This window comes from Rhodanobacter sp. DHG33, from assembly GCF_014843005.1.
Taxonomy (GTDB): Bacteria; Pseudomonadota; Gammaproteobacteria; order Xanthomonadales; family Rhodanobacteraceae; genus Rhodanobacter_A.
Genome location: NZ_JACYXM010000005.1, coordinates 103,349 through 126,199, shown reverse-complemented (window position 1 = coordinate 126,199; position 22,851 = coordinate 103,349). Strand labels below are relative to the sequence as shown.

Genomic DNA, 22,851 nt, shown 5'->3' with positions numbered 1-22,851 from the left:
GTCATACCCGTTCTCCCCAGGCTTGGTCACGCATGGCGCGGAGACCGCGCCGAAAGTTTTCGTCCCCTGCGACTGCGCTCAATGCACGATGTCGCAGTTCCCCTTGAGCGAAAGAATCCACGCGCGGATCAGCGCCTCGCCCTCGCGATCCACGGTGCTGCGGCCGATCTCCGGCATCATCACGCCGGGCCGGGTGGAGCCGATGCGGTTCATGATGATCGACTCGTCCGGCTTGCCTGGCACGATGTCGAACAGGCGACCGCCGGTGGCCGGTCCGGCCGCCTCGGGCGATTTGCAGATGCCGAGATGGTGGTCTTCCGGCACGTCCGGGCCGAGCGAGAAACCGGTGACGCTGGCCTCGCCGTTCGGGTTGTGGCACATCGCGCAGTTGATATCGAGGTAGGCCCGTGCGCGCGCATCGAGCGACGCGCTGGGATCGCGCCAGTTGGCGGCCTTGGGCACGTCGGCCAGCTTGGGCATGTCCATCAGGTAGCCCACGCCGACCAGGTGTTCCAGCTGGTTCTCGCGGCCGCTGCCGTAGTCGTAGTCGCGGTTGAGGTGGCGTGCCTTGGGGCCGATCGGCAGGATGCTGCGGCCGATCATGTCGGCCTCGTGGCAGTTCACGCACTGGCCTTCGTCGGGCACCACGTAGTTGAAGTCCTCGCGCTGGCCCTGCGCATCGACGAGAGTGAGCGCCTGCACGTCGCCAGTGCGCACCAGGTTGGCTTCGGTCTGCTGCGCATTCCACACGTAGACGAAGGGCGTCCAGCCTTCCTTGCGGCGCACCAGCAGGCGCGTTTCCACCAGGTGCACGCTGGCGAGGCGCAGCCCCTGTCCGGCGAAGTCGCCGCTGTAGTCCTGCGTGCGCGCCACGTCGCTGTATTTGCCGTCGGCGGCGCGCGGGTAATAGAAGGTCTTGGAGATGATGGTGCCGACCGGGAAGTCGAACGTGTTCTTCGCGTCGTATTTCGCCGAGACGCCCTTGGGCATCCACACCGTACGCAGCTTGTGCACGTAGTCGGTGAACAGGCGCGTGTTGAGGTCGTACGGCACCACGCCGGCGTTGAGCTCGAGCTTGCCGTCGCTGGATTCGAGCACGTGCCAGTCGCTGAGCTTGGTCGGTCGGCCATCGGCGTGGAATGCGACTGGCGGCATGCCGCGCTGGCAGCCGGCCAACAACAAGGCCAGCAGGAGCGACACCAGCGGCGCGGCGGCGTGTTTCGCGGACTTCACCATCGCGCCCTCAGAGCTTCGGCTCGGGGTTCAGCGTCACCGCCGGCAGCTTGTCGATCGTGCACTGGAACGGCTTCATGTCCGTATTCGGGTGCTTGTAGCCGTCGGGGCCGTCGGCATCGACCACGCCGCTGACGTCCTGGATGCAGATGCGGTCCTGCGGAGGCAGCGTCTTGTCGGTGAATTTCGGGTCGCTGTAGCCGTCCCACAGCACGTCGGGGAAGTGGCCGCCGATGCCGAACATCGCGATCTTCAGCGTCTTGAAGTCCAGCCCGCTGGGCGAGTCGCCGCCGCCCTTGAGGCGGTTGCCGTAGATGAAGATGCCCTTCGGGTACGGGTCGTAGCCGGCCGCCACGCCGGTCTTGCTGGCGTAGTTGGTGGAGTAGAAGCTGGAGACGATGATGTTCGCCGTCTTGTTGTCGGCGATGTCGTTGTCGAAGATCTCCACCTTCGGGTTGGAGTTCACCACCACGCCCGAGCCCGCCGGCACGCTGGCCACCGCCGAGCCGTTCGCCGCGAAGTTGTCGTGGTTGTTGGCGATGACCTGGTTCTTGAACACGCGCGTGCCGCTGCCTTCCATCAGCAGGTCGGGCATGTTGAACACCAGGATGCCGCCGGAGTTGTTGGTGGCGGTGTTGCCGTACACGTCGGCATTCACCGTGTTCTCAATCTCGATGCCGGCCACGTTCTGCTCGGCGCGGTTGTTGCGCACGATCACGTTGTTGGACTGGCCTACGTAGATGCCCGAGTCGGAGGCGCCGATGGCTTCCGAATCCTCGATCAGCACGTTCTGCGTCTTCACCGGATAGATGCCGTAGGGGCCGTTGCTGGTCTGGGAGCCGCCCGTCCACTGCGTACGCACGCCGTGGATGGTGATGTTCTTGCCGTGGTTGATCTTCAGCGCATCGCCCTTGGTGTCCTCGATGGTGAGGTTCTCGATGGTGAAGTCGTTGGCGTTGACCAGCAGGCCTTCGGGGCCGACCACCTGGCCCTTGAACGAGAGCACGGTCTGGTCCTTGCCGGCGCCCTTGATGGTGACGCCGTCGGTGCGCAGGCTGAGGCCGCGCGTGAGGTGGTAGTGACCTGCGGGAATGTCGATGACGGTGCCGGGCTTGGCGTCCAGCAGCTGTTCCTGCAGCTTCGATTCGAAGCCGGCGTCGGAGGCATTCTGCGGCGCGGGCGCCTGCTGGCTGCTGCAACCGGCAAGTACGACGGCGAACGTCGCGGCGATGAGCGTCTTGCGCATGATCGTTGAACTCCCCATTCGAACGGCATTGCGGATGGCCCACTGTCCCGCAAGACATTGCAGTTGGGGAGGGCAAAACGGCCAAGTCGCGGGGGGCAAAACGGCCAGTGTTGGCCGTGGAAGGCGATCAGGCCGCGCCGCGGCGAGCTTCCTGCGGCGCCATGCCGGTCCAGCGCTTGAAGGCGCGGCGGAATTCGCGCGGGTCGCTGAAACCCACCTCGCCGCCGATCTCGGCCACGCTCAAGTCGCCGGCCTGCAGCAACTGCAGTGCGCGCTCGGCGCGCACGCGGTCGTGGATCTCGCGGAACACGCGTCCGCTTTCGGTGAGCCGTCGGCGCAGCGAGCGTTCGCTGAGGTTGAGCGTGCGCGCCACGTCGTTGAGCGTCGGCTGCTGGCGCAAGCGGCCGCGCAGCAGGCGTTCCACCGCGGCGACGATTTCCTGGTGCGGCTCGCCGCCGTCCGGCGTGCGTTGCTGCGCGCACAGCGCCAGCGCCTGTTGCGCAGTGAGCGGGTTGTAGCCGGGCAGCGGGCGGCCCAGCCATTGCGTGTCGATCAGCAGGCGGCAGCGCGGCGCGTCGAAGCGCAGCTCGCAGCCGAACAGTTGCGTGTACTCGTCGGCGTGCTCGGGGCGCGGATAGGCCAGCTCCAGCCGCAGCGGCCGCAGCTCGGCGCCGACCAGCTCGCGCGCGATCAGCGTCGAGCTGGCAAACAGTTCCTCGCAGAAGAACGGCAACAGGCTGGCGTCGTCGAACAGCGGCAGCGCGACCATCGCCACGGCGTGCTCGTCCACCGGCTCGAACGCGAGATCGAGCAGGCAGCCGCAGATCTTGTGATGCGCGATGCCGGCCAGCATCGCCTCGCCGAAGGTGCGCGAGGTCATCATCGCCAGCCCCAGCAGGCCGAAGCCGCCGATGCTGCCTTCGCGACCGATGCGCAGCCCGGCGTCGCGCACGCCCGCCGCGCCCAGAGCGGCGAGCGCGCGGTGCACGAACAGGCTGGCCTGCCGGTAGGAAACGCGCAGCGCCGGGTCGGCGATCTGCGCGCGATTAAGTGCCAGTCCGCCGAACCACGAGCGGCTGTCCACGCCGCAGGCGTCCGCGAGTTGGGTCAGGTAGAGCAGCTTGTTGGTGGGGAATTCCGCGGCGGTGTAGCGCGGATCGTCCGTCGCCGGTGTGGCGTGCGCGCTGGAATGGAAGCCGATCATGCCGGCGGGACGTGCCATGGTGCCGATGCTCCGACGCAGCCAGGCCAAGGCGGCCTGCGATCCGGGCTTTCTAGCACGTCTGTGCCGCCAGCCGCTTGTGCATTGCGCAAGCAATTGGACTGGAGGCTGCTTTCGAACAAGTGTCGGCAGAGAGCATCCCCGGCGCGACGAGTGCCGGGGATGCTCTCCGCCGCGTGGGTGGTTTAGTGCAGGCCGCCGCTCGCGTAGAGCTTTTCGCCGGTCAGCCAGCCGGCATCATCGGACGCCAGGAACACTGCAATGGATGCGATGTCCTGCGGCTGGCCGATGCGGCCCAGCGGCGTCTGCGCCACGGCCTGGGTCTCGAACTCCGAGCCGATGAAGCCAGCGGTGTGGGTGCCTTCGGTCTCCACGATGCCCGGATTCAGCGCGTTGACGCGGATGCCGCGCGGGCCCAGCTCCCGTGCCAGCGCACCCGTGATGCCTTCCACTGCCGACTTGGTGGCCGTGTACACCGCCGAGGCCGGCGGCGTGATGCGGCTGACCAGCGAGCCGATGTTGATGATGCTGCCGCCCTGGCCGAGGTGCTTTGCCGCCGCCTGCGTGGTCAACAGCAAGCCCAGCACGTTGACGTCGAATTGCTTGCGGTAGTGCTCTTCGGTGATGGCCTCGAGCGGCGCGAATTCGTAGACGCCCGAATTGTTGACCAGGATGTCGAGGCCGCCGAAATGTTCGACCGTCTGCGCGACGATGGCCTGCGCGTCGGCCGCATCGGCGACATTGCCCTGCACGGCAAAAGCCTTGCCGCCGGCCTTGGTGATCTCGGCCACTACGGCGTCGGCGCCGGCCTTGCTGGAGGCGTAGTTCACGGCGACGGCGGCGCCTGCGGCGGCGAGCGCCTTGGCGATGGCTGCGCCGATGCCCTTGGATGCGCCCGTGACGAGGGCGGTCTTGCCTTGGAGCTTGTTCATGGATGGGTTCCTGCGAGTGGGCGTGGGGAATTTGGTTCTTCGTTACCGTAGTTCAAGATATATGAACTATAGAACAAAGCACAAGGGCCGGCTAGAATGCCGCCATGCGCCCACTGTTCCATCCCTCGATCGACGACGTCTCCGTGGAGGGCATCCTCCATGCGCTGTCCGATCCCGTGCGTGCGTCCATCTATGCCAAGCTGGCGGGCCTGGACTGCGCCGCAACCTGTACTGCCTTGCAGCAGGTCAGCGACCGCACCATTCCCAAGTCCTCGCTGTCGCAGCACTTCCGCGTCCTGCGCGAAGCGGGCCTGGTACGCAGCGAGCGCTTCGGCGTGGAGATGCACAACACCACGCGCTGCGCGGAAATCGAGCAGCGTTTCCCCGGCCTGATCCCCGCGATCCTCAATGCGCATCGCGCGCAGGCTGGAGCCGGGATGGGAAGAGAGAAGCCGACGGCGGCGAAGAAGAAGGCAAAAAGTCGCTGAGCGTGATGTTGCCGCAGATGCCGATGAAGTGATCCACTGGTCGGCGGCACACCGGACATTGCCGGGCGCCGTTTTCGCGTTGTGGCGCGTTACGGCTTGCGGTGCTGCTCCGCCCATTGCGTGATTTCCCTGGGGGTAGGGATATCGCGATCCGCCGTGGTGGCAAGCGCCGTGCTGACCGTGGCGGCAACCAGGCGGCCCTGGGGATCGATCAGCAGCAGGGCGGGATACGTCGTGACGCCGAGCGAATCGATCCACGACTGGGCCCCTACAAGACTGGGCACACGCAGATTCCGTTGCTTTGCGAATGCCAGCGCGGTGTCGCGTGGATCATAGGTCACAGCAAGCAGCTTGAAGTCCTTGTGCTGTAGCGCCAATGCGTTGAGCGTGGGCACTTCGGCGATGCAGGGGATGCATTCGGCGAAGTAGAAGCTGAGCAAGGTGTAATGGCCCTTGAAGTCAGCATTCGTCACGCGCTGGCCCTGCGCAGTGCGAAGGTCGAAGGCGGGCAGTGCGGCACCGGGTTTGAGCTTGAGCGATAGCGTATTGGGCGCCGGAGCCTGGTGGGCGGAGTTGATGCGCAGCACGACGTCGGATTGCGCATTGACGTCCTTGGAGAAGGATGCGCCGGGAGTGCGGGCCTGACGCATGAAGTCGTCGTAGCCGATGGGCCTGCCGCTGCTGTCGAGGAAAGTGATTTTCGCGTTGCTGGGCAGCAGCATGGCGGAAATCAGCTGCTGTTTCTGGGCTGCGGTTTGCGCGTAAGCGGCGGAGCCGGCGAACAGACTGGCAAGCAGGCAAGCGATCGCAGGCAGACGAGGCATCGCGGTTCCTTATGGATGTGGAGCCGCGAGGCTAATACAGGAACCGGTTCGAGGTGGAGACTCCCCTCACCCTCAACAGAATCGAGGGCGAGGGGAATGGTCTTACTCGCCGATGGTCAGCAGCGACGCGTTGCCGCCGGCCGCCGTGGTGTTGACGGTGAGCGTGCGCTCGCCGGCGAAACGCAGCAGGTAGTGCGGACCGCCGGCCTTGGGGCCGGTGCCGGACAGCGACTCGCCGCCGAACGGCTGCACGCCGACCACCGCACCGATCTGGTTGCGGTTGACGTAGCAGTTGCCGACGCGGGCGTGGCTGCGGATGTATTCCACGGTGTCGTCGATGCGGCTGTGCACGCCGAGCGTCAGGCCGTAGCCGGTGGCGTTGATCTGCTCGACCACCTGCGGCAGTTCGCTGCCCTTCCAGCGCAGTACGTGCAGCACCGGGCCGAACACTTCGCGGGTGAGGGTGGCGAGCGCGGGGATTTCGTAGGCGCGCGGCGCGAAGAAGGTGCCGTTGGCGGTGGCGGCCGGGTCGAGCGGCACTTCGCCGATCTTCTTCGCTTCCTTGTCCATGCGTGCGGCGTGGTCGACGAGGATCTTGCGCGCGTCTTCGTCGATCACCGGACCCACGTCGGTCGAGAGCTGGCCGGGATCGCCCACCTTCAGCTCGGCCATCGCGCCGGCGAGCATGCCGACCACTTTGTCGGCGATGTCTTCCTGCACGAACAGCACGCGCGCGGCCGAGCAACGCTGGCCGGCGGACTGGAAGGCGGAGGCGATCACGTCCTTGACGATCTGCTCAGGCAGCGCGGAGGAGTCGGCGATCATCGCGTTCTGGCCGCCGGTCTCGGCGATCAGCGCGGCGATGGGTGCGTTGCGCGCGGCCAGCGCGCGATTGATCGCCCACGCGGTTTCGGTGGAGCCGGTGAAGGCCACGCCGGCCACGCGCGGGTCTTTCGTCAGGGCCGCGCCGACGGTGGCGCCATCGCCCGGCAGGTACTGCAGCACGGCTTCGGGCACCCCGGCTTCGTGCAGCAGCTTCACCGCGGCGTAGCCGATCAGGCTGGTCTGCTCGGCGGGCTTGGCGATCACGCTGTTGCCGGCGGCGAGCGCGGCGCTGACCTGGCCGAGGAAGATCGCCAGCGGGAAGTTCCACGGGCTGATGCAGACGAACACGCCGCGGCCGTTGAGGAACAGCTGGTTGCTCTCGCCAGTGGGGCCGGGCAACTGCTCGGGCTGGCCGAACAGGCGGCGCGCCATGGTGGCGTAGTAGCGCAGGAAGTCGGCGGCCTCGCGGATCTCGGCGATGGCGTCGGGCAGGCTCTTGCCGGCCTCGCGCACGCAGAGCGCGATGAATTCGGCGCGGCGCGCTTCGAGCTGCTCGGCGGCGTGCTCGAGGATCGCGGCGCGGCTGGCGGCCGGCAGGCGGTCCCAGTCGGGCTGGGCGGCGACGGCGTTGGCCAGCGCCTTGTCCACCAGCGCAGCGTCGGCGCTGACGTAGCTGCCCACGGTCTGGCGGCGGTCGGCCGGGTTGGTCACCTGCACGGTGGGGCCGTTGCTCTTGGCGCCGGGCACCAGCGGCTCGGCATTCCACGGGCCGCACTTGCCGTTGACGGCTTCGGCGGTGGCCTTCAGTTCGTTGTCGTTGGAGAAGTTGATGCCCATGGAATTCTTCCGGAGTTCGCCGAACAGGTTGACCGGCAGGGGAATGCGGGGATGCGGGATGGAGGCGAAGCGGCGCACCGTTTCGCAGGGGTCGGCCACCAGGTCGCGCACCGGCAGCGATTCGTCCACCACGCGGTTGACGAAGCTGGTGTTGGCGCCGTTTTCCAGCAGGCGGCGCACCAGGTAAGGCAGCAGGTCTTCGTGCGTGCCTACCGGCGCATACACGCGGCAGGGCACGTTGAGGTTCTGCGCGCCGATCACTTCCGCGTACAGGTCGGTGCCCATGCCGTGCAGGCGCTGGAACTCGAACGGGCGGCCGCGCGCGATGTGGTGCACGGCGGCGATGCTGTGCGCGTTGTGCGTGGCGAACTGCGGATAGATCAGCTCGCTGCCGGCGTCGAACAGCTTGCGCGCGCAGGCGAGGTAGGAGACGTCGGTGTTCGGCTTGCGCGTGTACAGCGGATAGCCGGCCAGGCCCTGCTCCTGCGCGCGCTTGATCTCGGCGTCCCAGTAGGCGCCCTTCACCAGGCGCACGTACCAGCGGCGACCGGCGGCGCGGGCGGTCTCGATCAGCCAGTCGATCACGAACGGCGTGCGTTTGGAGTAGGCCTGCACCACGATGCCCAGACCGTTCCAGCCCTGCAGCGAGGGATGCGCGAACACGTCGCCGATGATGTCCAGCGAGAGCTCGAGGCGGTCGGCTTCCTCGGCGTCCACCGAGAGCGCGATGCCTTGCTTCATCGCCAGTTGCGAGAGTTCGAGCAGCTTGACGGTGAGGTCGCGGCGGGCGATCTCGCGCTTGGCCACTTCGTAGCGCGGGTGCAGCGCGGAGAGCTTCACCGAGATCGACGGCGCGTCGGTGTGGTTGGCGAACGGGCCGCGCGCGCCGATGCGGGCGATCGCGCGACGGTAGTCCTCCTGGTAGCGCTCGGCGGTCTCGGCGGTGAGCGCGGATTCGCCCAGCATGTCGTAGGAATAGCGGTACACCGCGTATTCCTTCTTGGCGCAGCGGTCCAGCGCCTCGTCGATGGTCTGCCCCATCACGAACTGGTGGCCCATGATGCGCATGGCCTGGCGCACCGCGAGGCGGATCGCCGGTTCGCCGGCGCGGCCGGCCAGGCGCTTCAGCGCGCCGGTGAAGTCGCGGCGGGTTTCCTCGGCCAGGTTCACCAGGTGGCCGGTGAGCATCAGGCCCCAGGTGCTGGCGTTGACGAACAGCGACTCGCTCTGGCCCAGGTGCTTCTTCCAGTCCGCGTCGCCCAGCTTGTCGCGGATCAGCTTGTCGGCGGTGGCCTTGTCGGGGATGCGCAGCAGCGCTTCCGCCACGCACATCAGCAGCACGCCTTCCTCGGAGGACAGGTCGTACTGGCGCATGAAGGATTCCACCGCGCTCTGATCCTTGGCGCGGGCGCGCACGCGGGTCACCAGGCCGGCGGCGACGTCGATCACCTGCTCGCGCTCGGCGGGCGGCAGGGTGGCCTGGGCGAGCAGGTCGTTGACCGCTTCGGTTTCGTCGCGCAGCCACGCGGCGGTGATGCGCGCGCGGGCCGGCTCGGCGCCGGCGGGGAGTTCGGGGCTGAGAATGGGTTGGGTCACGGCAGGGTCGATGCGGTGGGAAGGGGTGAAACGGAACGCGGGATTGTACGCCGTGCGCGGCTTCGCCGCCGCAATTTGGCTTTGCGGCCGGCTCCGCAAGGGGATCGCCGGCGTCCTTGCCCCCTGCGGCCATGCGACCTATCATCGAAGCGCTCTTGGCACGCCGGATCTCCATGATCGTGCTTCGACCAGCCGCCGCCGGCTTGCCCCGCGTGTCGATATGGCTAAAGCCTAATCGCGCGCTCGACCGGCGCGGCCTGCGTCGGCTCATCGTGCTTCTGGTGGTGCTGGCGCTGACGACCGCCGTCCTGGGCGCGTGGGTGGGGAATGTATTCGCTCCGCTGTTCGCCCTGGTCGAGTCGTTGGCCGTGGCGGTTGCCCTGCATGTGGCCTGGCGGGGCGGCGGCCGCGGCGAGCGCATCACCCTCGACGAAACGTCGCTGGAGGTGCAATCGCTGCCGGGGCGGCGCCGCGTGCGTTTCCAGTCATGCTGGGTACGCGTGCGGTTGGACGAGGGGGATAACGGATGTCATCGCCTGCTGCTTTCATCGCACGGGCGCGAGCTGGAAATCGGCCGGTTCCTTGCCGAACAGGAACGTGTCGAGCTGTTGCGGAAACTCAAGCTGCTGCTGGGCGAGGTCAACGGCCAGTTGCGCGGATAGGTTCAACAAAGGGCGAGAGCATGACATCTGGCAGCATCCGGACTGGCAGGATCGAACCGAACCAGCATCGAACACCCCCCGGCCGATGGGCCGGCATCCGGCGCGCCGGCGCGGTGTCACTGGCCCTCGCGCTGGCCCTGTGCAGCGGCCTGGCGCAGGCCAACCCCGAACCGGGACAGCTCAACCTGACGCGCGGCGTGACCACCTGGTCGGAAGTGCCGTACTTCCTCAACAACGTCGTGCTCGGCGTGTGCGTGGTCATCGGCATCCTGGTGTTCGGCGCGATGTTCATCGCCATGTTCCGCTTCCGCAAGTCGCGCGGCGCGGTGCCGGAAAAGTGGTCGCACAACACCATGGTGGAGGTCATCTGGACGACGATCCCGGTGCTCATCCTGGTGGCCCTGGCGTGGCTGGCTACCGGCGGCCTGGTCTCGTTCGCCGACACCACCGGTTCGCAGATGACGATCAAGGTCACCGGCTACCAGTGGAAATGGCGCTACGACTACGTCGATTACCTGGGCAAGCCGATCAGCAAGGTCGGCTACATGTCCAAGCTCGACGCGCTGAGCGACAAGACCCGCCAGCTGCATTCGGGCCTGGACCCGTATGCGGTGACGACCGACGGCTACAACACCTACCTGATCAACGTGGACAAGCCGCTGGTGCTGCCGATCCACACCAAGATCCGCTTCGTCATCACCAGCGATGACGTGATCCACTCGTGGTGGGTGCCGCAGTTCGGCTGGAAGATGGACGCCATCCCCGGCATCGTCAACACGGCCTGGACCAATATCAACGAGACCGGCACCTACCGCGGGCAGTGCGCCGAACTGTGCGGCCAGGACCACGGCTTCATGCCCATCGTGGTGAAGGCCGTCTCGCAGGAGGACTTCGCCAAGTGGCTGGCCGACCAGCAGCAGGCCAGCGCGCCTGCGCCGGCCGCCGCCTCCAGCGCCGCCGCGCCGGCTTCCGCGCAAACCGCCGCTGCACCCGCGAAGGCGGGCAACGGCTGATCTGCCGTCACGGCAACCCCATTCCGAAGAGCAGCCCGCCGCGGCTGCGCCATCGACAGACTTGAGGCAGAGGTGCGCAATGGCCCACGAAGCCACTCACGATCACCACGACGACCACCATCACCACGCACCGCAGGGTTTCTTCCAGCGCTGGGTGATGTCCACCAACCACAAGGACATCGGCACGCTGTACCTGGTCTTCTCGCTGCTGATGTTCTTCATCGGCGGCAGCTTCGCGATGGTGATACGCGCCGAGCTGTTCAAGCCGGGGCTGGACCTGGTGCAGCCCTACTTCTTCAACCAGATGACCACCATGCATGCGCTGGTGATGATCTTCGGCGCGATCATGCCGGCCTTCGTCGGCCTCGGTAACTGGATGATCCCGCTGATGATCGGCGCGCCGGACATGGCGCTGCCGCGCATGAACAACCTCTCGTTCTGGATCCTGCCGTTCGCGTTCACGCTGATGCTGTCCACGCTGTTCATGGCCGGCGGCGGCCCGGCCGGCGGCTGGACGATGTATCCGCCGCTGTCGCTGCAGTCGGATTCGCTGGCCTACGTGGTGTTCGCGATCCACCTGATGGGCATCAGCTCAATCATGGGCGCGATCAACATCATCGCCACCATCCTCAACATGCGCGCGCCAGGCATGGACCTGCTGAAGATGCCGGTGTTCGTGTGGAGCTGGCTGATCACCGCCTTCCTGCTGATCGCGGTGATGCCGGTGCTGGCCGGTGCGGTGACCATGCTGCTCACCGACAAGTACTTCGGCACCAGCTTCTTCAACCCGGGCGGCGGCGGCGACCCCGTGCTGTACCAGCACGTGTTCTGGTTCTTCGGGCATCCCGAGGTGTACATCATGATCCTGCCCGCGTTCGGGATCATCTCGGAGATCATCCCCACCTTCGCGCGCAAGCCGATCTTCGGCTACCGCGCGATGGTGTACGCGATCGCCAGCATCGCCTTCCTGTCGTTTATCGTGTGGGCGCACCACATGTTCGCGGTGGGCCTGCCGCTGGGCGCGGACATCTTCTTCATGTACGCGACGATGCTGATCGCGGTGCCGACCGGCGTGAAGGTGTTCAACTGGGTGGCCACGATGTGGGGCGGCTCGATGACCTTCGAGACGCCGATGCTGTTCGCCATCGCCTTCGTGATCCTGTTCACCATCGGCGGCTTCTCCGGCCTGATGCTGGCGATGGTGCCGGCGGACTTCCAGTACCACGACACCTACTTCGTGGTGGCGCATTTCCACTACGTGCTGGTGACCGGCGCGGCGTTCGCGATCATGGGCGCCACGTACTTCTGGCTGCCGAAGTGGACCGGCCACATGTACAGCGAGTTCTGGGGCAAGGTGCACTTCTGGTGCAGCGTGGTGTTCGTGAACGTGCTGTTCTTCCCGCAGCACTTCCTGGGCCTGGCGGGCATGCCGCGCCGCATCCCCGACTACAACGTGGCGTTCGCCAACTTCAACATGATCAGCTCGATCGGCGGCTTCCTGTTCGGCGCCTCGCAGCTGATCTTCCTGGGCGTGGTGGTGCACTGCGCCTTCTTCGCGAAGAAGAAGGCCACCGACCGCGTGTGGGAAGGCGCCAAGGGCCTGGAGTGGACGGTGCCGTCGCCGGCGCCGCACCACACCTTCGAAGTACCGCCGGTGGTGCGCGACGAAGAGCTCGCGCACGGCCACACGGACGATTGACGCGAAGGACGCATGCGCATGGCCAGCCATACCGCGAACGGGCAGATCGAGCAGAAGCGCCGCCACGGCGTGCGCCGTACCGTGACGGTGCTGGCCATCGTGGTCGGCGCGTTCTACCTGCTGTCGTTCGCACAGATCCTGTTGATGAAGTAGTCGAGGCGGTTCGCCGCCACATTGGGTGAAGCGGTCGCGGCACGGGCCGCTTCACAAGAAACTCCACGGAGTCTCAGCATGTCCCAGCAGCACGACGTCTACTACGTACCGAGCAAGAGCCAGTGGCCGATCGTGGCCGCGGTGGTGATGTTCCTCACCGTGTTCGGCGCGGCGCACTGGCTGAATGCGGAGCCGGGCGATACCGGTTTCGGCAAGACGGTGATCACCATCGGCGCGATCGGCGTCCTCTGCATGTTCTTCGGGTGGTTCCGCTCGGTCATCAAGGAATCGCTGGCCGGCAACTACAACCATCAGGTGGACACCTCGTTCCGCATGGGCATGATGTGGTTCATCTTCTCCGAGGTGATGTTCTTCGGCGCCTTCTTCGGTGCGCTGTTCTACATCCGCAACTTCTCGGTGCCGTGGCTGGGCGGCGAGGGGCACGGCGTGCTCACTCACCAGTTCCTCTACGAGGCATACAGCGGCGCGTGGGGCACGGCCGGCGGCAACGGCCCGCTGCATGTCGGCGGAGCCTTCAACACCGTGGTGCCCTGGGGCCTGCCGCTGCTGAACACGCTGATCCTGCTCACCTCCAGCGTCACCGTGACCATCGCGCACCATGCGCTGCGCGCCGGCCATCGCGGCAGGATCCTGCTGTTCCTGGGCCTTACCGTGCTGCTGGGCGCCACCTTCCTGTACTGCCAGGCGCACGAGTACATGGAGGCGTACAAGGAACTCAACCTCACCCTGCACAGCGGCGTGTACGGCTCCACCTTCTTCATGCTCACCGGCTTCCACGGCCTGCACGTGACGCTGGGCACGATCATGCTGGCGGTGATCTGGTGCCGCGTGCTGAAGGGTCACTTCAACAAGGAACACCACTTCGCCTTCGAGGCGGTGGCGTGGTACTGGCACTTCGTGGACGTGGTGTGGCTGGGCCTGTTCCTGTTCGTCTACATCCTGTAATCAAGGGCTTCAGGTCCTGACTGATTCGCCTGGATTTCGCTGAAGCAAGGCGCAGTGCCCTGGCACGAAAAGGCTCGATGAAGGGGGAGCCCGATGGAACGAAGTGCGTCACGATGGGTGTGGCTGGGAGTCTGCGCGTCGATGGTCTGCGCAGGCGCGGTGCAGGCCGGCGAGTGCAAGCTGGCCAAGTACGGCACCTTGCCGGTGGAGGTGGTCGGCGAGCGGGCCACCACGCAGATCAAGATCAACGGTGTCGATACGCGCCTCATCCTTGATACGGGCGCGGAATTCAACTTCATGTCGCGTGCCAATGCGGATGCGCTGGGGCTCAGGCTCTATCCCGCGCCGTTCGGGTTCCACATGGGCGGTGTCGGTGGCAGCGCCAGTGCCCAGATTGCCAAGATCAAGGACTTCGGCCTGCTCGGTACGGATTTCCATGACATCCCCTTTTTGGTCGGCGGGTCGGACTCCGGAGAGGGTTTGCTGGGCGCCAGCTTGCTTGACGTGGTGGATCTCGAAATCGATCTGGCTCAGGGCAAGTTGACGCTGTTCAAGTCGGACGGCTGCGGCAAAACGGAGTTGGCCTACTGGGCCACGGGTCGTAGTTACAACGTCGCCGATTTGCAACCCAGCGCCAACCGGTACGACAACCGCAGCTTTGTCGACGTAACGATCAACGGCAAGGTGGTGCACGCCCTACTGGACACCGGGGCTCCGGTCACCGTGCTCGGCCGGCGCGCCGCCGAACGTGTGGGCATTGATCTGAATGGGCCGGGCGTGAAGGCGGGCGGCGGCACCCACGGCATCGGCACCAAGACCTACCGGACCTGGATCGTGCCGATCGACACGTTCTCGGTAGGCACCGAAACGATCCAGCACAGCCAGATGCAGGTGATGGACGGCAATATCGGCAACGGCTCGACCGACATGCTGCTGGGCATCGATTTCGTCCTGGCCCATCACATGTATATCGCCAACAGCCAGGGAAAGATCTATTTCACCTACAACGGCGGCCGTGTGTTTGCGCTGGACACCAAATCGATCGGCGCCAACGAGCCGGCCGATGCCGCGGCGAGCGACGCAGGCGACGAACCCAGGACGGCGGCCGACTATGCGTTGCGTGGGCAGGCGCGACTGGCGCGCGGTGAATTGGCGAATGCGCAGTCCGACCTGGATGCGGCGATACGGCTGGCCCCGAGCAGTGCCGACGACTATCTGATACGCGCCCGCATCCTGCTCGCCGAGAAGCACCGTGACGCGGCGTTGGGCGACCTGGACAAGGCGCTGGACCTCGACCCGAAAAATCTCGATGCGTTGCTGCTGCGGGCCCGGCTGCGGTACGGGAAAAAGGACGAAGCTGGCGTCGAGGCGGACATCGCGGCTGCGCGCCAGCTCGCGCCGTCCGGCTCGATGCAGTCCTATGCCATCGCGTCCCTGTATGTGGCCATCGACCAGCCGGCCAATGCCCTGCCTTTGCTGGACGACTGGATTAGTGCGCATAACGCTGACGCTACGCTCGGCGGTGCGCTCAACGCGCGCTGCTGGGCGCGTGCGCTGGCCAACCAGGCGCTGGACGATGCCCTGCGAGATTGCCGCAAGGCGATCAAGCGCGATGGCAATCGTGCGGCTTACCTGGATAGCCTCGGCATGGTCTACCTGCGGATGGGCAACAACGCCGAAGCGATCAAGGCATATCAGGAGGCCCTCGCCCAGTCGCCGCACGAGGCATGGTCGCATTACGGCCTAGGCCTGGCCGAGTTGCATAACGGCCAGGCCGATGCTGGCAAGGCCGATCTGGCAACGGCGCGCTCGCTCGACTCGCAGATCGATGCGAGTGGCGCCAGGTTCGGCCTGGTTGCGCCGGACATGCCATCGGGCAACCGGGCTTCCGGCGAGCAGCCTTCCAACTAGCCTAGCGTTGAGCCGTACCGGCATCGACCGTCCGTCTGGGTCGGTCCTTGCGCGTCCTGTCGATGAGCAGGGGTACTGGCATCCTTCCATGCCAACGCTTCAGATCATATGGCCGGTCGATGCCAGACCTTGGGAGTGCAGACGAGTCGACCGTCGTCGCGGCCGCTACAATCAACCAGCACCGCCTACGTCGTGCGGTTGCAGCCAGCCCATCCAGATGCCGAACACGACCATGCCGATCAGCAGCAGCGACAGCGCGATGCGGCGGGTCAGCGCCCAGGCCATGCGCTTGTCGTCGTGCTTGTCGGTCATCATGTAGTACAGCGCCTGGCCGAGGCTGAAAATCACCACCAGCAACACCACCACCACCGCGTATTTGTAGATGGGGCCCACGTGACTGATCCGGTCGATTCTGTTGCAGCGAGTATACCGACCGGGGGCCGTACGTCGTGCTAGGCGGATTCCGCCGCCCGCCGTGGTGGGCCATCGCGCTGACCGTCGCGGCTGCCGTGCTTTTCGTGCGGCTGGGTTTCTGGCAGCTGCATCGCGCCGCGTACAAGGACGACCTGCTGCGACGCTATGCCGCGGCCGCCGTGGCGCCGCCGCAGCCATTCGACCTGGTGGCGCTGCAGCCGCCGCCCGATGCCTACCCGCGCGTGCAGGTGCAGGGCAGTTACCTCGCGGACCGCGTCTACCTGCTCGACAACCCGAAGCACGACGACCTCGGCGGCGTGGAGGTCTACGTGCCGTTCCGCCCACGAGGCGGAGACCGCCTGCTGCTGGCGGATCTCGGCTTCCTGCCAGGCAATGGCACTGGCGCGGCACCGCAACTGCCGCCACTGCCGCAAGGCATGCAGAGCTTGCGCGGCCTCTACCTGCCGTCGCCGGGGCACGGCATCGAGATGGGCGGCAACGCGTTGCCGCGGCAGGCGCATTGGCCGAAGACCACGATCTATCTGGACATGGGCCAGATCGCCGCCGACCTCGGCGACAAGCTCTATCCGCGCGTGCTGGCACTGGATGCCGATCCGTCGTCGATCTACGTGCGCGTGCATGCGCTGGATTTCGGCGACATGCCGCCGGCGCGGCACCGCGCCTATGCGTTCCAGTGGTTTTCCTTTGCGATTGCCGTGGTGGTGATCCTGCTGGCGTTGAACCGCAGGCGCGGTTCGCGTCGTCGTTCCTGACTTTCCGGATGTCCCTATGAATGCTGTCGATCCCGTCGCGTTGCGCAAGAGCCGCATGAAGCTGTTGCTGGTCGCCTCGATCTTCGCCGCGCCTCTCGTTCTGGCGATGGCGCTCACGCTGGCCGGCTGGCAACCTACTGCGAAGGGCAACGGCCTGCCGGTCACGCCGCAACGCAATTTCGCCCAGGAACAACTGCCGGTGCACATGGCGGACGGCGGTACCTGGGCATGGCATGACAGCGAACCGCGGCTCACCCTCGTGGCGCTGCCCGGGCCAGGTTGCGCCGCGCATTGCTACGAAGTGCTGACCGCGATGGCCAAGGCACGCGTGATGCTCAACCGCAACCAGTCGAGGCTGCGCTTGCTGTACGTGGGTACGCCGCCCGCCGATGCCGCGCAACGCGGCGGCATGGCGAACTACTGGAAGCTCGGTACGGACACGGACGGCAAGCTGGCGCAATGGCGTCCGCAGCAGCCGGACAGCGTCGGGGCGTTGCTGGTGGAGTCCGATGGCACGGCGCTGGCGAGTTATCCTGCCGGTTTCGATGCCTCCGGGCTGGCCCAGGATCTGCAGAAGGTCGTCAAGTGAAGTCGTTGCACGTGCGGAAAATCCTGCGCTGGCTGTCGTTGCTGGCGGCCGTGTTCGCGTTCGGACTGGTGATGTTCGGTGCCTTCGTGCGCCTGTCCAACGCCGGCCTATCCTGTCCGGACTGGCCCACCTGCTACGGCCAGGCGACCTGGCCGCAGCACGCGCAGGCGGTGGCCAAGGCGGATGCCGCCTTCCCCGACCGCCCCTATGAGGCGCACAAGGCCTGGCGCGAGCAGGTGCACCGCATGCTGGCCGGCACGCTGGGCGTGCTGGTGCTCGGGTTGGCGCTCGGCGTGGCGTGGCGCGACCGGCGCATTCGCATGCAGGTGATCGCGGCTGCGGTGTGTGCGGCACTGGGCGTGACGCTGTACATGCGCGGCGAGTACGCGGTTTCGTCGATGCTGTCCGCCCTGGCAATCCTGCTGCCCATGCTGGGCGCATGGCGATTGCACGCCGATGGCGCGCGCCGCGTGGTCGTGCTTGCGCTGGCGGTCATCATCTTCCAGGCCATGCTCGGCATGTGGACGGTGACCTTGCTGCTGAAGCCGATCGTGGTGACCGGGCACCTGCTGGGCGGCATGACCACGTTCGCCTTGCTGGGCTATGCCGCCGTGCGTTTTGCCGGCGTCGGTGCAGCGGACGACGGCTTGGCGGAACTGCGCAAGCTGGTGGTCATCGGCATCGTGCTGCTGGCTTGCCAGATCGCGCTGGGCGGCTGGACCTCGTCGAACTACGCGGCGCTGGCCTGCGGCTTCGGCGATGCGGCGTTCCCGCAATGCCTGGGTCAGTGGTGGCCGCCGGCCGACTATCACCAGGGCTTCGTTCTTTGGCGCGGCATCGGCGTGGACTTCGAAGGAGGCATCCTCGACCAGGACGCGCGCACCGCGATCCAGATGGTGCACCGTATCGGCGCCCTGGTGGTGTTCTGCTATCTCGGCTGGCTGTCGCACCGGCTGGCACGGCGCGGCCTGCGCTGGTGCGGCATCGCGATGGGCGTGGCGCTGGTCTGCCAGGTGCTGCTGGGCATCAGCAACGTACACTTCGGCCTGCCGCTGCCGGTGGCCACTGCACATAACGGCATGGCGGCACTGCTGCTGTTCACGCTGGTGGCGACGCTGGCGCGTACGCAGCGCAGGCCGACCGCATTCGGAGCGATGGCATGAGCGTGCTGGGCGAATACCTGCAACTGACCAAGCCGCGCGTGGTCGCGCTGCTGGTGTTCTGCGCGGTGATCGGCATGTTCCTCGCGGTGCCGGGCATTCCGCCGTGGCGCGCGCTGGTGTGGGGCACGCTGGGCATCTGGCTGGCCTCCGGCTCCGCGGCGGCGTTCAACCACCTGATCGACCAGCGCATCGACAAGCTGATGGCGCGCACCGCGCGGCGGCCGCTGGCCACCGGCCATCTCAAGCCGTGGCAGGTGCTGGTGTTCGCCGTGGTGATGGGCGTCGTGTCGATGCTGATTCTGGCGTTGCTGGTGAACGGCCTCACCGCATGGCTCACCTTCGGCGGCCTGATCGGCTACGCACTGGTGTACACGGCTTACCTCAAGCGCGCCACGCCGCAGAACATCGTGATCGGCGGCCTCGCCGGCGCTATTCCGCCAGTGCTGGGCTGGACCGCGGTGACCGGCGCGCTGCATCCGTTCGCGCTGCAGCTCTGCCTGATCATCTTCGTGTGGACGCCGCCGCACTTCTGGGCGCTGGCGATTTTCCGCCGCGAGGATTACGCACGCGCCGGCGTGCCGATGTTGCCGGTGACCCATGGCGTGGCGTACACGCGTTGGCAGGTGCTGTTCTACACGGTGCTGCTGGTGCTGGTGACCCTGCTGCCTGCGATCACCGGCTGCAGCGGCTGGCTCTACCTCGGCGGTGCGGTGGTGCTGGGTGCGGGCTTCCTGTACTACGCGATCCGCCTGCTGAACCCGCCGGACGAGTTCTTCGCCATGCGCGTGTTCAAGTACTCCATCGTCTACCTAATGGCGCTGTTCGCTTTCCTGCTCGTCGACCACTGGGTGACCGAGCCGTTGCGGCAGGGGCTGGCGTTCCACCGATTGGGCTGACCGATTCGTCTTTCATGCGTTGACTCGGTCGCCGCCACCCCGCAAAATAGATGGGTCGCGCGACTGTGCCATCGTCGCCGGCATCCTGTCCTGACTAACCAAGGCATATGGACGTTTACCCTAGTCGCAACGTCGACATCCGCTCGCATCGGGTGCCGGCAATGCATAACAAGCTGAACGCCTGCGGCAGCCGCCAGCGGTCGGCCGGTCTTTTCCTCGACTAGGAAACGCCGGCCCATCCTCGACGGCGTCGCACGCCGCAACCGAGGAGATGGGCCCATGAAGCTCCTTCGCGATTTCTTTCGTCTGCGGACTCCCCGCCGCAGCCTGTCCGTCGCACGTCGCGATGCGCGTCGCCGTGTCTACGTGGTGACCGTGCCGGCGCCGCTGGCCGCGTCGGCCGCCGAGCCGCAACGCAAGGCCGAGGCGCGCGCCGCCGCGCCGTTGTCGTCATCCCGTCATCTGCAGCTGGCTCACTGATGCACGCGCGCGTGCCCCGCAGGTGCTGGCCTCCGCCAGTGCGTCGGGCGCACGGTCTGCGTCCGGCGGCCTGCCTGGCCGCCGCGAGCCACCCATCCGGCGTTCCGTCCAGCTAACCCGGCCCTTGCGCCGACACGCTGCCGCGGCGCGCGACACCACCAAGAACGGTAGCGATCCATGAGCAAGTCCTTCTCCCGCTCGACCGTCAAGGCTGCGGCCGCGGCGCATGTGCCTGCGGCACAGGAAGCGTTCCGCGACAACGACAGCCTGCTGGTCATGCTCGAGACTTCGCTGCACGGTCTGGACGAGGAGAGCATCACCGAGCGGTTGGACCGCGACGGCGCCAACGAGGTGTCGCACGAGAAGCCGCCGCACTGGTCGGTGCAGCTGCTGCGCGCCCTGAAGAACCCGTTCATCGTGGTGCTGGTGATACTGGCGATAGTGGAACTGGTCACCTCGCCGGACGATCCTTCCGGCCCGATCATCATCGGCGTGATGGTGGCGATCAGCGTGGTGCTCAGCTTCACGCAGGAATACCGTTCCTCGCGCGCCGCGGAAAAGCTCAAGGCGATGGTGCGCAACACCGCCACCGTCACGCGCCGCGCCTCGGACGGGCACAGCGAGCGGATCGAAGTGCCGGTAGGCGAGCTGGTGGTGGGCGACATCGTGCATCTGGCCGCCGGCGACATGGTGCCGGCGGACCTGCGCCTGCTGGCCGCGAAGGACCTGTTCATCAGCCAGGCCATCCTCACCGGCGAATCGCTGCCGGTGGAAAAGGCAGCCCCGGCGCAGGCGCACGCGGTGGAGGGCGGCGCGCACGGCACGCAGCAGGGCAATCCGCTGGATTTGCCGACCGTGGGCTACATGGGCACCAACGTGATCTCCGGTACCGCCACCGCCGTGGTGGTTGCCACCGGTGCGCGCAGCTACCTCGGCTCGCTGGCGCACAGCATGAGCGGGCAGCAGGTGCAGACCAGCTTCGACCTCGGCGTGCGCAGCGTGAGCTGGCTGCTGATCCGCTTCATGCTGGTGATGGTGCCGGTGGTGCTGGGCATCCAGTGGTACAAGCAGGGCTTCCTCAACGCGCTGACCTTCGCGCTGTCGGTGGCGGTGGGTCTGACGCCGGAGATGCTGCCGCTGATCGTCACCGCGAATCTCGCCAAGGGCGCGATCGCGATGTCGAAGCGCAAGGTGGTGGTGAAGCGCCTCAACGCGATCCAGAACTTCGGCGCGATGGACGTGCTGTGCACCGACAAGACCGGCACGCTCACGCTGGACAAGATCGTGCTGGAGCGCCACCTCGACCTCGACGGCGAGGATTCGGAAGACGCGCTGGAATACGGCTACCTCAACAGCCACTTCCAGACCGGCCTGAAGAACCTGATGGACAAGGCCGTGCTGTCGCACCGCGACCTGGAGCCGATCGTCGCGCGCTACCGCGTGGTGGACGAGATCCCGTTCGACTTCCAGCGCCGCCGCATGTCGGTGGTGCTGGCCCAGGGCGACGACGGCAGGCATCTGCTGGTGTGCAAGGGTGCGGTGGAGGAAATGCTCTCCATCTGCTCCACAGAGCGCCGCGGCGACGAGATCATTCCGATGACCGACGCGCGCCGCCAGGAAATCAAGGCGATGACGCGCCACCTCAACGAGGATGGCCTGCGCGTGCTGGTGGTGGCGATCAAGCAGGAGGATCCGCACAGCCGCGCCTACGGCGTGGCCGACGAAGCCGGCCTCACCGCCGTGGGTTGCCTGGCCTTCCTCGATCCGCCCAAGGACACCGCGGCCACCGCGATCGCCGCGCTGCATCACCACGGCGTCGAAGTGAAGGTGATCACCGGCGACAACGAAGCGGTGACGCGCAAGATCTGCCGCGAGGTGGGCCTGGACGTGGAGCATTCCGCGCAGGGCCGCGATGTCGAGCCGCTGGACGACGATGCGCTCGACGAACTGGTTAGGCGCACCACGGTGTTCGCCAAGATGTCGCCGCTGCAGAAGGCGCGCGTGGTGAAGTCGCTGCGCCGCCAGGGCCACACCGTGGGCTTCCTCGGCGACGGCATCAACGATGCGCCGGCGCTGCGCGAGGCCGACGTGGGCATCTCGGTGGATACCGCGACCGACATCGCCAAGGAATCGGCCGACATCATCCTGCTGGAAAAGAACCTGATGGTGCTGGAGGAGGGCGTGCTCGAGGGCCGCATCACCTTCGGCAACATCATCAAGTACATCAAGATGACCGCCAGCTCGAACTTCGGCAACGTGCTGAGCATGATGGTGGCGAGCGTCTTCCTACCGTTCGTGCCGCTGCTGCCGCTGCAGATCCTGGTGCTCAACCTGCTGTACGACATCTCGCAGCTGTCGATCCCGTTCGACCGCATGGACGAGGAATACCTGCGCAAGCCGCGCAAGTGGGATGCCAGCGACATCGGCCGCTTCATGTTCTGGATCGGCCCGACCAGCTCGATCTTCGACATGACCACGTTCGCGCTGCTGTGGTACGTGTTCGGCGCGAACGGCCCGGCGCACCAGGACCTGTTCCAGTCGGGCTGGTTCATCGAGAGCCTGCTGACGCAGACGCTGGTGGTGCACATGATCCGCACGCGCAAGATTCCGTTCCTGCAGAGCGTGGCGGCGGCGCCGGTGCTGGGACTGACCACGGCGATCATCGCGATCGGCATGATCATTCCGTTCACGGCCGTGGGCGCCAAGCTCGGCATGGTGCACCTGCCTGATGCCTACTTCGGCTGGCTGGCCGCCACCGTCGTCGCCTACTGCGCGCTGACGCAGCTGGTGAAGGTCATCTACATCCGGCGCTTCGAACGCTGGCTTTGACTCGACTCTCGCCCCTTCGAGGGTGAGAGTCGCCCTCGCCGTTCGCCCTGGACCGAGTCCGGGCAAATCTCTGCGCGGGCTCGCAAGGGCGCCGCGGGGG

20 protein-coding genes are annotated in these 22,851 nt (G+C 66.5%); 13 read left to right on the top strand and 7 right to left on the bottom strand.

The window, feature by feature from the left end; all coding sequences use genetic code 11:
* Positions 1-78: 78 nt before the first annotated feature.
* From IHE46_RS11150 to IHE46_RS11135, 4 genes are all read right to left on the bottom strand, one after another.
* Complete coding sequence (locus tag IHE46_RS11150) at positions 79-1,236, bottom strand: SO2930 family diheme c-type cytochrome (protein WP_192164717.1); 1,158 nt, start codon at positions 1,234-1,236, stop codon at positions 79-81.
* A 7-nt stretch (positions 1,237-1,243) separates the two neighbouring features.
* Entirely contained in the window at positions 1,244-2,479 is a 1,236-nt protein-coding gene (locus IHE46_RS11145; protein WP_192164716.1) for a parallel beta-helix domain-containing protein, read from the bottom strand.
* A 127-nt stretch (positions 2,480-2,606) separates the two neighbouring features.
* A complete protein-coding gene (locus IHE46_RS11140) occupies positions 2,607-3,701 on the bottom strand; it encodes an AraC family transcriptional regulator (RefSeq protein ID WP_192164715.1) in 1,095 nt (364 codons plus the stop codon).
* Positions 3,702-3,886: 185 nt separating this feature from the next.
* Positions 3,887-4,633, bottom strand: a complete 747-nt coding sequence (locus tag IHE46_RS11135; RefSeq protein WP_192164714.1) for a glucose 1-dehydrogenase — start codon at positions 4,631-4,633, stop codon at positions 3,887-3,889.
* A gap of 104 nt (positions 4,634-4,737) precedes the next feature.
* Here IHE46_RS11135 and IHE46_RS11130 point away from each other — a divergent pair, with 104 nt between their 5' ends.
* Positions 4,738-5,121 carry a helix-turn-helix domain-containing protein gene (locus IHE46_RS11130; protein ID WP_192164713.1) on the top strand — a complete coding sequence of 128 codons (384 nt, stop codon included), beginning with the start codon at positions 4,738-4,740 and terminating at the stop codon, positions 5,119-5,121.
* A gap of 89 nt (positions 5,122-5,210) precedes the next feature.
* Here IHE46_RS11130 and IHE46_RS11125 read toward each other — a convergent pair whose 3' ends face one another.
* Together IHE46_RS11125 and putA are read right to left on the bottom strand one after the other, a co-directional pair.
* The gene (locus IHE46_RS11125) at positions 5,211-5,945 is read right to left on the bottom strand and encodes a TlpA disulfide reductase family protein (RefSeq protein WP_192164712.1); all 735 of its coding nucleotides are present in this window, start codon (positions 5,943-5,945) and stop codon (positions 5,211-5,213) included.
* Positions 5,946-6,047: 102 nt separating this feature from the next.
* Positions 6,048-9,203 (bottom strand): bifunctional proline dehydrogenase/L-glutamate gamma-semialdehyde dehydrogenase PutA, encoded by a 3,156-nt coding sequence (putA, locus tag IHE46_RS11120; RefSeq protein WP_192164711.1) that lies wholly within the window; start codon positions 9,201-9,203, stop codon positions 6,048-6,050.
* A gap of 218 nt (positions 9,204-9,421) precedes the next feature.
* Here putA and IHE46_RS11115 point away from each other — a divergent pair, with 218 nt between their 5' ends.
* The 6 genes from IHE46_RS11115 (at position 9,422) to IHE46_RS11095 (ending at position 15,607) form a co-directional block, all read left to right on the top strand.
* Complete coding sequence (locus IHE46_RS11115) at positions 9,422-9,865, top strand: DUF2244 domain-containing protein (RefSeq protein ID WP_343230021.1); 444 nt, start codon at positions 9,422-9,424, stop codon at positions 9,863-9,865.
* A gap of 113 nt (positions 9,866-9,978) precedes the next feature.
* A complete protein-coding gene (gene coxB, locus IHE46_RS11110; RefSeq protein WP_343230019.1) occupies positions 9,979-10,878 on the top strand; it encodes a cytochrome c oxidase subunit II in 900 nt (299 codons plus the stop codon).
* Positions 10,879-10,957: 79 nt separating this feature from the next.
* Positions 10,958-12,577, top strand: coding sequence for a cytochrome c oxidase subunit I (gene ctaD / locus IHE46_RS11105; protein ID WP_192164709.1), 1,620 nt, complete (start codon positions 10,958-10,960; stop codon positions 12,575-12,577).
* A gap of 18 nt (positions 12,578-12,595) precedes the next feature.
* Positions 12,596-12,730, top strand: coding sequence for a hypothetical protein (locus IHE46_RS17145; RefSeq protein ID WP_255430886.1), 135 nt, complete (start codon positions 12,596-12,598; stop codon positions 12,728-12,730).
* Between the two features lie 78 nt (positions 12,731-12,808).
* The gene (locus IHE46_RS11100; RefSeq protein WP_192164708.1) at positions 12,809-13,696 is read left to right on the top strand and encodes a cytochrome c oxidase subunit 3; all 888 of its coding nucleotides are present in this window, start codon (positions 12,809-12,811) and stop codon (positions 13,694-13,696) included.
* Between the two features lie 141 nt (positions 13,697-13,837).
* Positions 13,838-15,607: an aspartyl protease family protein gene (locus IHE46_RS11095; protein WP_192164822.1), complete on the top strand. Its 1,770-nt coding sequence runs from the start codon at positions 13,838-13,840 to the stop codon at positions 15,605-15,607.
* 171 nt (positions 15,608-15,778) lie between these two features.
* On the opposite strand, the gene IHE46_RS11090 is transcribed toward IHE46_RS11095, so the two are convergent.
* Complete coding sequence (locus IHE46_RS11090) at positions 15,779-16,000, bottom strand: twin transmembrane helix small protein (protein ID WP_192164707.1); 222 nt, start codon at positions 15,998-16,000, stop codon at positions 15,779-15,781.
* A gap of 56 nt (positions 16,001-16,056) precedes the next feature.
* Here IHE46_RS11090 and IHE46_RS11085 point away from each other — a divergent pair, with 56 nt between their 5' ends.
* The 6 genes from IHE46_RS11085 to mgtA all read left to right on the top strand — a co-directional run bounded on the left by IHE46_RS11085 (position 16,057) and on the right by mgtA (position 22,751).
* Positions 16,057-16,794, top strand: coding sequence for an SURF1 family protein (locus IHE46_RS11085; protein ID WP_192164706.1), 738 nt, complete (start codon positions 16,057-16,059; stop codon positions 16,792-16,794).
* Between the two features lie 16 nt (positions 16,795-16,810).
* Positions 16,811-17,383, top strand: a complete 573-nt coding sequence (locus IHE46_RS11080) for a hypothetical protein (protein WP_192164705.1) — start codon at positions 16,811-16,813, stop codon at positions 17,381-17,383.
* Entirely contained in the window at positions 17,380-18,546 is a 1,167-nt protein-coding gene (locus IHE46_RS11075; RefSeq protein WP_343230018.1) for a COX15/CtaA family protein, read from the top strand. The genes IHE46_RS11080 and IHE46_RS11075 overlap by 4 nt, the downstream gene beginning before the upstream one ends.
* A complete protein-coding gene (gene cyoE, locus IHE46_RS11070; RefSeq protein ID WP_192164704.1) occupies positions 18,543-19,442 on the top strand; it encodes a heme o synthase in 900 nt (299 codons plus the stop codon). Before IHE46_RS11075 ends, cyoE begins: the two co-directional genes overlap by 4 nt.
* Positions 19,443-19,721: 279 nt before the next feature.
* Positions 19,722-19,922 carry a hypothetical protein gene (locus tag IHE46_RS11065; RefSeq protein ID WP_192164703.1) on the top strand — a complete coding sequence of 67 codons (201 nt, stop codon included), beginning with the start codon at positions 19,722-19,724 and terminating at the stop codon, positions 19,920-19,922.
* Positions 19,923-20,099: 177 nt separating this feature from the next.
* Complete coding sequence (gene mgtA, locus IHE46_RS11060; protein WP_192164702.1) at positions 20,100-22,751, top strand: magnesium-translocating P-type ATPase; 2,652 nt, start codon at positions 20,100-20,102, stop codon at positions 22,749-22,751.
* Positions 22,752-22,851 lie beyond the last annotated feature (100 nt).

Excerpts from the sequence above, each read along its gene's own strand:
- mgtA (WP_192164702.1), top strand. The coding sequence starts at position 20,100 with ATGAGCAAGTCCTTCTCCCGCTCGACCGTCAAGGCTGCGGCCGCGGCG.
- IHE46_RS11080 (WP_192164705.1), top strand. The coding sequence starts at position 16,811 with ATGAATGCTGTCGATCCCGTCGCGTTGCGCAAGAGCCGCATGAAGCTG.
- IHE46_RS11140 (WP_192164715.1), bottom strand. The coding sequence starts at position 3,701 with ATGGCACGTCCCGCCGGCATGATCGGCTTCCATTCCAGCGCGCACGCC.
- IHE46_RS11095 (WP_192164822.1), top strand. The coding sequence starts at position 13,838 with ATGGTCTGCGCAGGCGCGGTGCAGGCCGGCGAGTGCAAGCTGGCCAAG.
- IHE46_RS11125 (WP_192164712.1), bottom strand. The coding sequence starts at position 5,945 with ATGCCTCGTCTGCCTGCGATCGCTTGCCTGCTTGCCAGTCTGTTCGCC.
- IHE46_RS11065 (WP_192164703.1), top strand. The coding sequence starts at position 19,722 with ATGAAGCTCCTTCGCGATTTCTTTCGTCTGCGGACTCCCCGCCGCAGC.
- cyoE (WP_192164704.1), top strand. The coding sequence starts at position 18,543 with ATGAGCGTGCTGGGCGAATACCTGCAACTGACCAAGCCGCGCGTGGTC.
- IHE46_RS11130 (WP_192164713.1), top strand. The coding sequence starts at position 4,738 with ATGCGCCCACTGTTCCATCCCTCGATCGACGACGTCTCCGTGGAGGGC.
- IHE46_RS11135 (WP_192164714.1), bottom strand. The coding sequence starts at position 4,633 with ATGAACAAGCTCCAAGGCAAGACCGCCCTCGTCACGGGCGCATCCAAG.
- IHE46_RS11100 (WP_192164708.1), top strand. The coding sequence starts at position 12,809 with ATGTCCCAGCAGCACGACGTCTACTACGTACCGAGCAAGAGCCAGTGG.
- IHE46_RS17145 (WP_255430886.1), top strand. The coding sequence starts at position 12,596 with ATGGCCAGCCATACCGCGAACGGGCAGATCGAGCAGAAGCGCCGCCAC.
- IHE46_RS11145 (WP_192164716.1), bottom strand. The coding sequence starts at position 2,479 with ATGCGCAAGACGCTCATCGCCGCGACGTTCGCCGTCGTACTTGCCGGT.
- IHE46_RS11150 (WP_192164717.1), bottom strand. The coding sequence starts at position 1,236 with ATGGTGAAGTCCGCGAAACACGCCGCCGCGCCGCTGGTGTCGCTCCTG.
- ctaD (WP_192164709.1), top strand. The coding sequence starts at position 10,958 with ATGGCCCACGAAGCCACTCACGATCACCACGACGACCACCATCACCAC.